Raw genomic sequence first — 15,031 nt, forward strand, 5'->3', positions numbered from 1 at the left:
CCGTGGCATCGGATACGGAAGAGCTGGTCGCGGCGCTGCGGGGCTCGCTGGTGGACAACGAGCGGCTGCGGCGGCAGAACAAGCGCTTCATGGCGTCGCTGAGCGAGCCGATCGCGATCGTCGGGATGGGCTGCCGCTTCCCGGGCGGGGTGCGCGGTCCGGAGCAGTTCTGGGAGCTGCTGGCCGCGGGCACGGACGCGGTCTCCGGCTTCCCGGTGGACCGGGGCTGGGACACCGGGATGCTGGGCGCGCTCGGGCTCGACGGGGTCACCTCGACGGCGGCCCAGGGCGGGTTCATCCACGACGCGGGCGACTTCGACCCGGCGTTCTTCGGGATCTCGCCGCGTGAGGCGCTGGCGATGGACCCGCAGCAGCGGCTGCTGCTGGAGACCTCCTGGGAGGCCCTGGAGCGCGCCGGGATCGACCCGCGCTCGCTGCGCGGCAGCCGGACCGGGGTGTTCGCCGGGGGCAGCTTCCTCGGCTACGGCACCGGCCTGGAGGGCAGCGGCTCGGAGGGCTACCTGCTCACCGGCACCGCCGCCAGCGTGATCTCCGGCCGGGTGTCGTACACGCTGGGCCTGGAGGGCCCGGCGGTGACCGTGGACACCGCCTGCTCGTCCTCGCTGGTGGCGCTGCACCTGGCGATCCAGGCGCTGCGCTCCGGCGAGTGCACGCTGGCGCTGGCGGGCGGGGTGACCGTGATGGCCACCCCGGGCTCGTTCGTCGGCTTCGCACTCCAGCAGGGCCTGGCGTCCGACGGCCGCTGCAAGTCCTTCGGGGCCGGCGCGAACGGCACCGGCTGGGGCGAGGGCGCGGCGGTGCTGGCGGTGGAGCGGCTGTCCGACGCGCGCCGCCACGGGCACCGGGTACTGGCGGTGGTGCGCGGCAGCGCGGTGAACCAGGACGGCGCCTCGAACGGCCTGTCCGCGCCGAACGGCCCCTCGCAGCAGCGGGTGATCCGGGCCGCGCTGGAGAGCGCCCGGCTGTCGGCGGCGGACGTGGACGTGGTGGAGGCGCACGGCACCGGCACCACCCTGGGCGACCCGATCGAGGCGCAGGCGCTGCTGGCGACGTACGGTCAGGACCGGCCGGAGGGAAGGCCGTTGTGGCTCGGGTCGGTGAAGTCGAACATCGCGCACACCCAGGCGGCGGCGGGCGCGGCCGGGATCATCAAGATGGTGCTGGCCCTGCGCCACGGCCTGCTGCCGCAGTCCCTGTACGCGGGGGAGCCCTCGCCGCACGTGGACTGGAGCGCCGGTGAGGTCCGGCTGCTGGCCGAGCAGCAGCCCTGGCCGGCGGGCGAGCAGCCGAGGCGGGCGGGGGTGTCCGCGTTCGGGATCAGCGGTACCAACGCCCACGTGATCATCGAGGAGGCGCCCACCGGGGGCGCCGAGCAGCAGTCGGAGGGCGCGGCCGAGCCGGTCGCGGTGGCGCGGCGGGTCCTGGTCGGCGCCCCGACGGCGTGGCTGCTGTCCGGGCACACCGAGGCCGCGCTGGCGGCCCAGGCCGGACGGCTGGTCGGCGCCGGGCGCGGACCAGCCGGGCTCGACCCGGCCGATGTGGCCTGGTCGCTGGCGACCACCCGCGCGGTGTTCGGCCACCGCGCGGTGGTGCTCGGCGCCGGTACCGACGAACTGCTTCCGGGCGTGGCCGCGTTGGCCGGAGGCCAGACGGCGGCCGGAGTGGTCACCGGGACGGTTCCGGCGGGCCGGACGGCCAAGGTCGGCTTCCTGTTCGCCGGTCAGGGCGCGCAGCGCGCCGGGATGGGCCGCGAGCTGTACGCCGCCTCGCCGGTGTTCGCGGCGGCCTTCGACCGGGCCTGCGCGCTGCTGGAGGCGGAACTCGGGCTGCCGATCCGGGAGGTGGTGCTCGGCGACGGCGCGGACGACCCGCGCGCGGACCGGACGGTGTTCGCGCAGACCGGGCTGTTCGCGGTCGAGGTCGGCCTGCTGGCGCTGCTGGCGGCGGCCGGGGTGGTCCCGGACGCGGTGGCGGGGCACTCGGTCGGCGAGATCACGGCGGCGCACGCGGCCGGGGTGCTCACCCTGGCCGACGCCTGCCGCCTGGTCGCGACCCGGGCCCGGCTGATGCAGGCGCTGCCCGAGGGCGGCGCGATGGGCGCGATCGCGGCCACCGAGGCCGAGCTGCTGCCCGGACTGGCCGAGGCGGACGGGGTGTCGCTGGCGGCGGTGAACGGCCCGTCGTCGGTGGTGGTCTCCGGCGACGAGTCAGCCGTCGACCAGCTGCTCGCCCACTGGCGGGAGCAGGGCCGACGGGTACGGCGGCTGCGGGTCAGCCACGCCTTCCACTCCGCCCGGATGGACCCGGTGCTGGACGAACTGGGCGCACTGGCAGCGCAGTTGCCGCACGCGACGCCGACCGTGGCCTGGGTCGGCGCGCTGTCCGGAGCATCGATGACCGCGCCGGAGCCCGGCTACTGGCCGGAGCAGGCCCGCGCCGCCGTCCGCTTCGCGGACGCGGTGACCACCATGGCCGGTCTCGGCGTGACGGTGTTCCTGGAGATCGGCCCGGACACGACCCTGTCCGCACTGGGCGCGGCCACCCTCACCGAGGGCGCGCAGTTCGTCCCGCTGCTGAACCCGGCGCTGCCCGCCGCCGAGGCGGCACTGACCGGACTGGCCAAGGCCCACGCGCACGGGGCGACCGTGGACTGGGCGGCGGTGCTGGAACCCGGGCAGCGGATCGACCTGCCCACCTACGCGTTCCAGCACCAGTGGTTCTGGCCGCAGGGCTCGCAGGCGGCGCCGACCGGCGGACCGGCGGCGGGCAGCGGCACCGAGGCCGAGGCGCGGTTCTGGGCCGCCGTCGAGCACGGCGACCTGGCCGGACTGGCCGGGGCGCTGGAGGTCGACGGAGAGCGGCCGTTCAGCGAGGTACTGCCGGTACTGGCGTCCTGGCGGCAGCGCGACCGGGAGGAGGCGGCGGTCGCCGACTGGCGCTACCGGATCTCCTGGGCGCCGCTGCGCGACCCGGAACCGGCACCGCTGCCCGGCACCTGGCTGCTGGTCACCGGCAAGGCCGGACAGGACCAGGCCGAGGACATCGCCCGGCTGCTGACCGCGCGGGGCGGTCGGACCGTGCTGCTGCCGGTCGACCCGGCGGAGGTCTCCCGGGAGGCGCTGGCCGCCCGCGTCGGCGCGGCGCTGACCGAGGCCACCGAGGTGGCGGGGGTGCTGTCGCTGCTGGCCCTGGACGAGTCCCCGCTGGCCGGCTGCCCCGAGGTGACCGTGGGCCTGGCCGCGACCACGGGCCTGGTCCAGGCCGTGGGCGACGCCGGGTTGGCCGCGCCGCTGTGGGTGGCCACCCAGGGCGCGGTCACGGTCGGCGCCCAGGAGGCACTGGCCCGGCCGGTCCAGGCGCAGGTGTGGGGCCTGGGCCGGGTGGTCGGCCTGGAGCAGCCCGACCGCTGGGGCGGGCTGATCGACCTGCCGCCGGTGCTGGACGAGCGGACCGGCGCGCGGCTGGCCGCGGTACTGGCCGGACAGGGCGAGGACCAGGTGGCGATCCGGTCGGCCGGGATCCTCGGCCGCCGACTGGTCCGCGCCCGGCGGCCGGTGCCGCGGCCCGACGAGTCGGCCGTGCTGGAGCGCTTCGCGCGCGGCACGGTGCTGGTCACCGGCGGAACCGGCGCCATCGGCGGGCAACTGGCCGACTGGCTGGCCGAACGCGGCACCGCCCGGGTGGCGCTGACCAGCCGCTCCGGACCGGGCGCCGCCGGGGTTCCGGCGCTGGCCGCCCGGCTGGCCGAAGCGGGCACCGAGGTCGCGGTACTGGCCGGAGACGTGGCCCAACGGGACGAGGTGGCCGGGCTGCTCGGCCGGATCGCCGCCGGAGGACCGGCGCTGGCCGGGGTGATGCACACCGCCGGGGTGCTCGACGACGGCGTGCTCGACCGGATGACCCCGGCCCGGCTGGCCGGGGTACTCGCCCCGAAGGCCGGTGGCGCGACCCACCTCGACGAACTGACGTCCGGTCTGGACCTGGCGGCGTTCGTGCTGTTCTCCTCGGCGGCGGCCACCCTCGGCGGCGGCGGCCAGGGCAACTACGCGGCGGCCAACGCCTACCTGGACGCCCTGGCCGAGCACCGGCGCGGGCGCGGCCTGCCCGGCACCGCGCTGGCCTGGGGCCCGTGGGCCGGGGGCGGCATGGCCGACTCCGCCGAGAGCGTCCGGCAGCGGCTGGACGGCGGCCCGATGCGCCCGATGGACCCGCGGGCGGCGCTGCGGGTCATCGGCCAGGCACTGGACGACGCCGAGACCGCGCTGGCGGTGATGGACGTCGACTGGCCGCAGATCTCGGCCGCGCTCGGCGACGTCCGGCAGGTCCCGCTGCTGCGCGAGCTGACCGACGTCCACGCGCTGCTCCCGGCCCCCGGCGCGGGCCCCGGGCCGGAGAGCGGCCCGGCCGCGGCGGCGGTGCTGGCCGAACTCGCCGGGCTGTCCGCCGAGGAGCAGGACCGCAGGCTGCGCGGGCTGGTCCGGGGCCAGGTGGCGCGGGTGCTCGGCCACACCGGCGACGACCAGGTCGGCGACCGGACCCCGCTGCGGGAACTGGGCTTCGACTCGCTCACGGCGGTGGAGTTCCGCAACACGCTGGCCGCGCTGACCGGTCTGGCCCTGCCCAGCACGCTGATCTACGACCACCCCACCACCGCCGCGCTGGCCGCCCACCTGGTCGCCGAGCTGGCGCCGCCGACCGTCGACCCGCTCGCCCGGCTGGCCGAGGACATCGACCGGATCGAGACCGAGCTGACCGCGCTGCCCGCCGGAACCGGGCAGCGGGACCAGCTGGTGGAGCGGCTGCGGGCGGCGCTCTCCCGGCTGGGCGAGACCGGACCGCGGACCGCGGGCGCCGAGCTGGCCGAAGCCGGAGCGGACGAGCTCTACGACTTCATCGACAAGTTGGGACTGTGACCGGTGGGACCGGGCGAGCGTTCGCGGAGGATGTCATGACCGACAACAAGATGCTCGGCTACCTGAAGAAGGTCACCGCGGAGCTCCAGGACACCCGGCAGCGGCTGGACGAGGTCCGGGCCGAGGCGCGGGAGCCGATCGCCATCGTCGGCACCGCCTGCCGGTTCCCCGGCGGGGTGGACTCCTCGGCGGCGCTGTGGCGGCTGGTGGCCGACGGCGTCGACGCGATGACCGACTTCCCGGACGACCGGGGCTGGGACCTGGAGGCGTTCGCCGCGTTCGGACCGCTGCCGGTCGGCGGCTTCCTGGACGACGCCGCCGGGTTCGACCCCGGCTTCTTCGGGATCTCGCCGCGCGAGGCCTACGCCATGGACCCGCAGCAGCGGCTGGTACTGGAGTGCTGCTACCAGGCGCTGGAGCACGCCGGTCTGGACGTCTCCCGGCTGCACGGCTCGGACACCGCCGTCTACCTGGGCACCAACGGCCAGGACTACCCGGTGCTGCTCAGCGCCGCGGCCGACGGCGCCGACACCGAGGGCCACGTGGCGACCGGCAACATCGCCTCGGTGCTGTCCGGGCGGGTGTCCTACGCGCTCGGCCTGGAGGGCCCGGCGGTCTCGGTGGACACCGCCTGCTCCTCCTCGCTGGTCGCGCTGCACCTGGCGGCCCGGGCGCTGCGCGCCGGGGAGTGCTCGCTGGCGCTGGTCGGCGGGGTCACCGTGATGTCCACCCCGGGCGCGTTCGTGGAGTTCCAGCGGCAGGGCGGGCTCGCCTCCGACGGCCGGTGCAAGGCGTTCGCCGAGACCGCGGACGGCACCGGCTGGGGGGAGGGCGCCGGGGTGCTGGTCCTGGAACGGCTCTCGGACGCGCGGCGGCTGGGCCACCGGGTGCTGGCCGTGGTCCGCGGCAGCGCGGTGAACTCCGACGGCGCGTCCAACGGCCTGACCGCCCCGAACGGCCCCTCGCAGCGGCGGGTGATCGCCCGGGCGCTGGCCGACGCCGGACTCAGGGCCGCCGACGTCGACGTGGTCGAGGCACACGGCACCGGCACCGCGCTGGGCGACCCGATCGAGGCGCAGGCGCTGATCGCCGGCTACGGCGGCGACCGCGCCGAACCGCTGTACCTCGGCTCGGTCAAGTCCAACATCGGGCACACCCAGGCCGCCGCCGGGGTGGCCGGGGTGCTCAAGATGGTCGAGGCGCTGCGCCACGCCGAGATCCCGCGCACGCTGCACGTCGAGCGGCGCAGCTCGCACGTGGACTGGTCGGCCGGGGCGGTGGAGCTGGCCACCGAGCACCGGGACTGGCCGCGGACCGGTCGGCCGCGCCGGGCCGGGATCTCCGCGTTCGGGATCAGCGGGACCAACGCGCACGTGATCGTGGAGCAGGCACCGGAGCCCGAGGCCGAGCCGCTCCCGGCGCGGCCGTCGGGCGTCCTGGTGCCGTGGGTGGTCTCCGGCGCCGACCCGGGCGCGGTCACCGCGAACCTGGCCCGGCTGGCCGGGGCGGACCGCGACCCGGTGGACACCGGCTGGGCGCTGGCCACCACCCGGGCGACGCTGGCCGAACGGGCGGTGCTGGTCGGCGGTTCGGCGGCGGAGCTGACCGGGGCCGCGCCGGTACGCGGCCGGGCCGCCCGGGAGCGCCGGGTCGGCGTGGTCTTCTCCGGCCAGGGGGCGCAGCGCCCGGGGATGGGCCGGGCACTGGCGGCCAGGTTCCCGGTGTTCGCGGCGGCCTTCGAGGAGGTACTGGCCGAGTTCGGCCCGGACCTGCGGGAGGCCCTCGCCGACGAGCGGGTGCACCGGACCGAGTTCGCCCAGCCCGGTCTGTTCGCCTTCGAGGTGGCCCAGTACCGGCTGCTGGAGTCCTGGGGGGTGCGCCCGGAGCTGCTGGCCGGCCACTCGATCGGCGAGCTGACCGCCGCCCACCTGGCCGGAGTGTGGTCGCTGGCGGACGCCTGCCGCCTGGTGGCGGCGCGGGCCCGGCTGATGGGTGCCCTGCCCGAGGGCGGCGCGATGGTCGCGCTGGACGGCGCCGAGGCCGACGTACGGGCGGCGCTGACCGGGGGGGTGTCGATCGCGGCGGTGAACGGCCCGAACGCGGTGGTGGTCTCCGGCGACGAGGCCGAGGTGCTGGCGATCGCCGACGCCTGGCCCGGCCGGACCAGCCGACTGCGGGTCAGCCGCGCCTTCCACTCGGCGCTGATGGACCCGATGCTGGCGGAGTTCGGCGCGGTGGCCCGCCAACTGCGCTACGCCCAGCCGACCCTGCCGGTGGTCTCCAACGTGACCGGGCTGATCGCCCAGCGGCTGACCGACCCCGCGTACTGGGTCGAGCAGGTACGCGCGGCGGTCCGGTTCGCGGACGGGGTGGCCACCGTGCTCGACGCCGGGGTGGACGCGATCGCCGAGGTGGGGCCGCGGGCGGCGCTGTCCGGCGCGGTCACCGGGATCGTCGGCGAGCGGGGGACCGTCGGCGACCGGCCGGTGCCGGTGGCGCCGCTGGGCCGGGACGAGGACGAGGTGCGCGCGGTACTGACCGGGGCCGCCCGGCTGTGGGTGTCCGGGGTGGACGTCGACTGGGCCGCCACCTTCACCGGCCTCCAGCCCCGGCGGGCGGAGCTGCCCGGCTACGCCTTCCAGCGCGAGCGGTTCTGGCCGACCGCGCCGACCGCGCGGGTGGGCGACATGTCCGCCGCCGGTCTGGCCCGCGCCGACCACCCGCTGTTGGGCGCGGTGGTGGGCCTGGCCGACGGCGGCTGGGTGCTGTCCGGGCGGCTGAGCCGCGACGCCCAGCCGTGGCTGGCCGACCACGCGGTGCTCGGCGCGGTGCTGTTCCCCGGCACCGGCTTCGTGGAACTGGCTTTGCGAGCGGGAGAGTTGGTCGGCTGCGACGGGCTGGAGGAGCTGACCCTGGCGGCCCCGCTGCTCCTGCCCGAGCGCGGCGGGGTCACCGTGCAGGTGGTGGTCCGGGACCGCGAGGTCCGGATCTACTCCAGCCCGGAGCAGCACGCCGGTCCCGACGGCGCCGGACCGGACGAGTGGATCCCGCACGCCACCGGCCTGCTCAGCGACAGCCGGGCTGCCGTCGACACCGACTGGGCGGCAAGTTGGCCGCCGCCGCAGGCCGAGCCGGTCGACGTCACCGGCTTCTACGAGGGCTTCGCCCTCGGCGGCTTCGACTACGGCCCGGCATTCCGCGGCCTTGCCGCCGCCTGGCGCGGCCCGGCGGACAGCGGTGAGCTGTTCGTCGAGGTCGAGCTGCCCGAGGCGGCGGGCACGGCCGAGGACTTCGGGATGCACCCGGCGCTGCTGGACGTGGTGCTGCAGAGCATCGGCCTGCTCGCGCAGGGCGGCAGCCGGGTCCCGTTCTCCTGGGAGGGCGTGCGGCTGGCGGCCACCGGCGCGCGCCGGATCCGGGCCCGGATCCGGCTGCGCGAGGGCGGCCTGGACGGCGGGATCGGGCTGACCGTGGTCGACGCCGCCGGAGGCCCGGTGCTCAGCGCGGAGCGGGTGACCGTCCGCGAGGTGAACCGGGAGCAGCTGTCCCCGGCCGCCGGTCCCGGCGCCCGCGCGCTGCTGGAACTGGAGTGGAGCCCGCTGGAGCTGCCGGAGCCGACCGCGGCGGTCGCCGGGGCGCGCGGGGTGCTGCTCGGCGCGGACGCGTTCGGGCTGTCGGTGGCCGCGCCGCCGCCGGGCGAGCCGCCCGCGTTCGCGGTGCTGACCGTGGCCGGGGGCGACCCGGCCGAGCAGCTGGTCCGGGTACTGGGCGAGGTGCAGCGGTGGCTGGCCGACGAGGCGCTGGCCTCGGCGCGGCTGCTGGTGGTCACCCGGGACGCGGTGCTGCCGGACGCCACCGGGGCGGGCCAGGTGGACGTGGCCGGGGCGGCCGTGTGGGGCCTGGTCCGCTCGGTCGCCTCGGAGAACCCCGGACGGGTCGTCCTGGTCGACGTCGACCAGGACTCGCTGCCGCGGTGGCGGGCGGCGGTGGCCAGCGGCGCGCCGCAGGTCGCGCTGCGCGGCGGCCGGGGCTGGACCCCGGCGCTGGCCCGCGCCGCCGCCGAGCCGACCCTCCCGGACGGGGACTGGCGGGCCCACTGGTCCGACACCGGGTCCGAGGTGCGGCTGCTGCCGGCCGAGGCGGCGCGGCCGCTGGCCGCCGGGCAGGTGCGGCTGGCGGTCCGCGCCGTGGCGCTGCACCCGGAGGACCTGCGGGCCGAGCCGGGCGCGCCGCTCGGCCGCGAAGGCGCCGGCGTGGTCACCGAACTGGGCCCCGAGGTGGCCGGGTTCGCGCTCGGCGACCGGGTACGGGGGCTGTTCCCGGCGGCGTTGGGCACCTCGGCGGTGGCGGAGGCGCGGCTGCTCGCGCCGGTGCCGCCGGGCCGGTCGTTCGCCGAGGCGGCGCTGCCGATCGCGGGCGCGCTGCCGATGGCGGTGTTCGAGGCCGGACGGCTGCGGGAGGCGCTCCGCCGCCTGGCCGAAACGCAGACCGAAGCGGAGACCGAAGCGGAGACCGAAGCGGAGACCGGGACCGGGGGCCGGGTGGTCGTCCGGCTGCCGAGGCCGGTCAGCGGGCCGGTGCTGATCACCGGCGGGACCGGCGGCCTGGGCTCGCTGGTGGCCCGGCACCTGGTGGCCGCGCACGGCGTCCGCGAACTGGTACTGCTCAGCCGCTCCGGCCGGGCGCCGGAGCTGCGGCAGGAGCTGGAGGCGGCCGGGGCCCGGGTCCGGATCGCCGCCTGCGACGTCACCGACCGGGCCGCGCTGGCCCGGGTGGTCGCCGAGGCGGGGGAGCTGGGCGCGGTGATCCACACCGCCGGGGTGCTCGACGACGCCACCGTCGAGAAGCTGACCCCGGAGCGGCTGGACCGGGTGCTGGCGCCGAAACTGCGCGGCGCGGAACTGCTCGACGAGCTGACCCGCGACCACGACCTGAGCCACTTCGTGGTGTTCTCCTCCATCTCCGGCGTGGTCGGCACCGCCGGGCAGGGCAACTACGCCGCCGCCAACACCGCGTTGGACGCGTTGGTGCTGCGGCGGCGGGCGGCCGGACACCCCGGGACCTCGCTCGCCTGGGGCCCGTGGAGCACCAGCTTCGGGATGACCAGCGGACTGTCGCAGGCCGACATCCAGCGGATGCGTCGCGGCGGGGTGGTGCCGTTCACCGAGGCCACCGGCACCGCCGCGCTGGACGCCGGGCTGCGGGCGGGCGCGGCGCTGCTGGTGCCGGTGCTGACCGCCCCGGCCGGGGCCGCGGTGGAGGTGCCGCCGATGCTGGCCGGGGTGGTCAGGCCCGCGCGCCGGGCCGCCGCCGGGGCCGACAGCGGCGTCGTCCTGGCCGAGCGGCTGCGGGCGCTGCCGCCCGAGCAGCGCGCCGAGCTGGTGACCGACCACGTCCGGGCCGAGGTGGCCACCGTCCTCGGCCACGGCTCCGCCGACCGGGTCGATCCGCAGCGCTCGTTCAGCGAGCTCGGGTTCGACTCGCTGACGGCGGTGGAGTTGCGCAACCGGCTCGGCGGGGCCGGCGGCGTCCGGCTGGCGAGCACCGTGGTGTTCGACTACCCGACGGTCACCGCGCTGGCGCAGCACCTGCTCGACCAGCTCGGACCGGACGGCGCCAGCCGGCCCGACGAGTACCGCTACCGGCTGCGGCCCGCGCCCGAGTCGCGGACCGGCGGCGACGCGGTCTCCGGGCTCGACCTCGGCGCGCTGTACCGGCAGGCGGCCGGTGCGGGCCGGGCCGAGGAGGCGATGGCACTGATCACCGGACTCGCGGCGTTCCGGCCGACGTTCTCCGACACGGCCGAACTCGCGGACCTGCCCAAGGCATTGACGGTCGCTCAAGGCACCTCCCCGGTACGGGTGTTCTGTTTGCCCTCGTTCTTCGGCCGGTCCGGTCCGCAGGAGTACGTCCGGCTGGCCGGGCGGTTCCAGGGCAGGCGGCCGATGTCGGTGCTCGCCCAACCCGGGTTCCGCCAGGGCGAACCGCTGCCGGAACGGCTCTCCGACCTGGTCCGGGTACAGGCGGACATCTTGAGTCAATCAATGGATCATGTGCCGGTCATCCTGCTGGGGCATTCCAGTGGTGGACTGGTCGCCCACGCCCTGGCACGGCATCTGGAGGACAACGGCAACCCTCCCGCCGGACTCGTCCTGCTCGACACGTTCCCCCCGCCGAAGAAGGGACTCACCGATTTCCACTGGTCCGACTTCCTCGATGTCGCGTTGGAGCACAACTCCCACGACGTCGACGATGACGCCTGGTTGACCGCGATGGCCCACTACTTCCTGTTCGACTGGCAGGAAATCGGCCCATCGGACGTCCCGACCCTCCAGGTCTGGGCGAACGACTCGATCCCGGGCGCGCTGGAACCCACCAGCCAGATGTCGGCGTGGGTGTTCTCCAGCCGGTCCACGGCGGTCGAGGTGCCCGGCAACCACTTCTCGATGCTGGGGGAGCACGTGGACACCACCGCCGCCGTGGTCGAGCAGTGGCTCACCGAGCTGTGAACCGCACCTCTCGCGGCTGCCGCAACTCTCGCAACCATCACAACTGTCGTAACTGCCTTAACTGCCAAGGAGCTGAAGCATGAGCACCGATCCACGTGACCACCGCCTGGCCGTCGTGGGCGGCGGGGTGATGGGGACCAACATCGCCGCCCTGGCCCTCGGCCACGGGGTGCCCGTCGTGCTGGTCGACGTCAGCGAGGCAGTGCTGGCCGAGGCGGAGCAGACCGTCGCCCTGAAGCTGCGGCACGCCCAGCTGATGGGCAAGCTGCCCGCCGGGCGCACCCCGGCGAAGCTGGTCACCAGCGTGTCGCTGGCGGACGCGGCCGACGCCACCACCGTGATCGAGGCGGTCACCGAACTCCCCGAGACCAAGGCCAAGGTGCTCAGCGAGGTCTCCCAGATCGTCAGGCCCGGGACGCTGCTGATCTCCAACACCTCGTGCATCCCGATCGACGAGATGGCGTCCTCGGTGGCCCGGCCGGAGGAGCTGGTCGGCGTCCACTTCATGAACCCGGCCTACATGATCGTCATGGTCGAGGTCATCCGTGGCCCGCGCAGCAGCGACGCCACCCTGACGGCGGTCACCGACCTGCTGGAGACCCTGGGCCGCAAGGGCCTGGTGGTGAACGACGCCCCGGGTTTCGTGATCAACCAGGTGCTGCACCCGCTGATCAACAGCGCGGCCAAGCTGGTCCAGGACGGCGTCGCCACGGTCGAGGTGGTCGACGGACTGCTCGAAGGCTGCCTCGGGCACGCGACCGGACCGCTGCGCACCGCCGACCTCATCGGCCTGGACAACCTGGTCGACTCACTCAACGTGCTCTTCGAGCGTACCGGCGACAGCAGTTGCCGCCCCTGTGACTACCTGCTCGACCTGGTGCGGGCGGGGAAGTTCGGCCGGAAGACCGGCGAAGGTTTCTACGACTACGGAAAGGTGGCGTCATGACCGAGCAGACCGCCGCGACGAGCCCGCTGACGGCCGAGGTCATCGAGGGCGAGCTGACCAGCTACCTCAGCGAGAAGATCAAGACCGAGATCAAGCCCGAGGACGACATCTTCGCCTCCGGTCTTGCCTCGTCGATGTTCACCATGCAACTGGTCGTCCACCTTGAGTCGACCTACGACATCGCGATCATCGGTCCCGAGCTGAAGCTCGACAACTTCCGCACCGCCCAGGTGATGGCCGCACTGGTGCTGCGCCTGTCCGAGGACGGCGTGGCCGCCGATGCCTGAGCCGTCCGCACTCCTGGACGACGAGCGGGCCCTGGTCACCGAGCTGATCGGTGACCAGGCCGAGCAGTGGGATCTGGCCGGCGAACTGCCGATCGACCTGCTGCGCAAGCTCGGTGCCCGGGGGCTGCTCTGCGCCGAGGTCCCCAGCACCTTCGGGGGCCTCGGCCTCGACAGCGGCCGGAGCGGCGAACTCACCGCCCACGTCGGCAGTCTGTGCAGCTCCACCCGGAGCATCATGACCTCGCACGGGATGGCCGCGTGGATGGTGTCCCGGTTCGGCGACAAGGCCCAACGCCGGGAATTCCTGGCCGAGTTGACCAGTGGTCGGCTGGCCGCGGTGGGCTTCAGCGAACCGGACGCGGGCAGCGACCTGGCCGCGATGCGGACCAGCATCCGGCGCGACGGCGACAGCGTCGTGGTCAGCGGCGAGAAGAAGTGGGTGACCGGCACCCGGTACGCCGACTACCTGCTGATCCTCGGCCGGGACGGGGACGAGGCGGGCGTGGTCGTGGTGCCCGCCACCGCCCCCGGCGTGGAGCTGGTGCCGATCGCCACTCCGGTGCTCGGCTGCCGGGCCGCCGGACACTGGAACATCCGACTGAACGACGTCCGGCTGCCGGTCGGCCACCTGCTCGGCGGCGGCGGCCAGGACCTGTCCATGCTGTTCACCACCGCCCTGTCCTACGGCCGGATCTCGGTCGCCTGGGGCTGTACCGGGATCGTCCGGGCCTGCCTGTCGGCGGCCACCCGACACGCCCGGCAGCGTGAGCAGTTCGGCAAGCCCATCGGCGAACACCAGCTGGTCGCCCGGCACCTGGCCGAACTCGTCGTCGCCGAACAGGTCGCCACCCGGGTGTGCGAGCACGCGAGCGCCGCCTGGCAGTCGCTCTCGCCGGAGATGGTGATCGCGACCGTGCTCGCCAAGCACGTCAGCGCCGGTGAGGCCGCCCGCAGCGCGGCCACCGCGGTCCAGGTCCTCGGCTCGGCCGGGGCGACCGACGGGCACGTGGTCGCCCGCGCGTACCGCGACGCCAAGCTGATGGAGATCATCGAGGGAAGCAACGAGATCTGCCAACTCATCCTGGCCGAACACGCCCTGAAGACCACGCCCTGAAGACCACGCCCTGAAGACCACGCCCTGAAGACCACGCGCTGACCCAGCGCCGTTCCCGGTCCATCGAATTCCGGTCCCGTACGGAGGCCCTCGCATGCCCGAAAAGCCCACTCTCGTCAAATGCCTGGTCTGGGACCTCGACAACACCCTCTGGCAGGGCACCCTGCTGGAGGACGCCGAGGTCCGGCTGCCGGACGAGGTCCGCGCCGTCATCGTGGAACTCGACTCCCGGGGCATCCTGCAGTCCGTTGCCAGCAAGAACGACCACGACCTGGCCTGGAAGCGGCTGGAGGAGCTCGGCGTGGCCGAGTACTTCCTGGTGCCGCAGATCAGTTGGGGCCGCAAGTCCGACGCGGTGACCACGATCGCGAAGGAGTTGCAGTTCGCGCCCACCACCATCGCCTTCGTCGACGACACGCCCACCGAACGGGCCGAGGTCGCCTACCACGTGCCCGAGGTCCGCTGCTACACCGAGCAGGACGTGCTGACGCTGGTCGACCGGCCCGAGTTCAGCCCGGAGACGGTCACCGAGGACGCCCGCCGCCGCCGCGAGATGTACCAGGCCAACGCCCGCCGCACGGTGGAGAAGGACTCCTTCAACGGCCCGGACGAGGACTTCCTGCGCTCGCTCGACCTGGTCATGGAGATCAAGCGGGCCGACCAGGAGGACCTCACCCGGGTCGAGGAACTGACGCTGCGCACCAGCCAGATGAACGCCACCGGGGTGCACTACTCGGACTCCGCGCTGCGCGGACTGCTGGCCGATCCCGACCACGAGGTGCTGACCATCACCCTCACCGACCGGTTCGGGCCGCACGGCGCGGTCGGCGTGCTGCTGCTGGAACGCCACCCCGGCGTCTGGCACCTCAAGCTGCTCGCCACCTCCTGCCGGGTGGTCACCTTCGGCGCCGGGACCGTGCTGCTGAACTGGCTGGTCGACCAGGCCGCCCGGGCCGGGGTGCACCTCGCCGCCGACTTCCGGCCGACCGACCGCAACCGGATGATGGAGATCGCCTACCGCTTCGCCGGGTTCACCCAGGACGCCTGCGACTGCCTGAACGGGATCGCCGGCAACACCGACGGCGACGACATCCAGTGCCTGCACCTGGTCACCGCCCGGCGCGAGGGCCCGACCACGATGCGGCTGGTCTCGCCCGATCTCACCCCGGCCAGTTGAACAGCGGCCAGTTGAACAGTGGCCAGCTGAACTGAGTGGCGTCACGATCCAGAACGACCGCCAC

General features: G+C 74.9%; 5 protein-coding genes and 1 pseudogene. All 6 read left to right on the forward strand.

Features of this window, described 5'->3' with window-relative positions:
• Positions 1–2: 2 nt before the first annotated feature.
• The 6 genes and pseudogenes from GXP74_RS17870 to GXP74_RS17915 all read left to right on the forward strand — a co-directional run bounded on the left by GXP74_RS17870 (position 3) and on the right by GXP74_RS17915 (position 14,967).
• A complete protein-coding gene (locus GXP74_RS17870; protein ID WP_182452454.1) occupies positions 3–4,934 on the forward strand; it encodes a type I polyketide synthase in 4,932 nt (1,643 codons plus the stop codon).
• A gap of 32 nt (positions 4,935–4,966) precedes the next feature.
• Positions 4,967–11,443: pseudogene (locus tag GXP74_RS41840) on the forward strand (type I polyketide synthase); the annotation flags it as partial.
• Between the two features lie 79 nt (positions 11,444–11,522).
• The gene (locus GXP74_RS17900; RefSeq protein WP_182452455.1) at positions 11,523–12,389 is read left to right on the forward strand and encodes a 3-hydroxyacyl-CoA dehydrogenase family protein; all 867 of its coding nucleotides are present in this window, start codon (positions 11,523–11,525) and stop codon (positions 12,387–12,389) included.
• Positions 12,386–12,676 carry an acyl carrier protein gene (locus tag GXP74_RS17905; RefSeq protein WP_182452456.1) on the forward strand — a complete coding sequence of 97 codons (291 nt, stop codon included), beginning with the start codon at positions 12,386–12,388 and terminating at the stop codon, positions 12,674–12,676. Before GXP74_RS17900 ends, GXP74_RS17905 begins: the two co-directional genes overlap by 4 nt.
• Positions 12,669–13,790, forward strand: a complete 1,122-nt coding sequence (locus GXP74_RS17910; protein ID WP_182452457.1) for an acyl-CoA dehydrogenase family protein — start codon at positions 12,669–12,671, stop codon at positions 13,788–13,790. Before GXP74_RS17905 ends, GXP74_RS17910 begins: the two co-directional genes overlap by 8 nt.
• A gap of 94 nt (positions 13,791–13,884) precedes the next feature.
• Positions 13,885–14,967 carry an HAD family hydrolase gene (locus GXP74_RS17915; protein WP_182452458.1) on the forward strand — a complete coding sequence of 361 codons (1,083 nt, stop codon included), beginning with the start codon at positions 13,885–13,887 and terminating at the stop codon, positions 14,965–14,967.
• Positions 14,968–15,031 lie beyond the last annotated feature (64 nt).

The sequence above is a fragment of the Streptacidiphilus sp. P02-A3a genome, from assembly GCF_014084105.1.
GTDB lineage: Bacteria > Actinomycetota > Actinomycetes > Streptomycetales > Streptomycetaceae > Streptacidiphilus.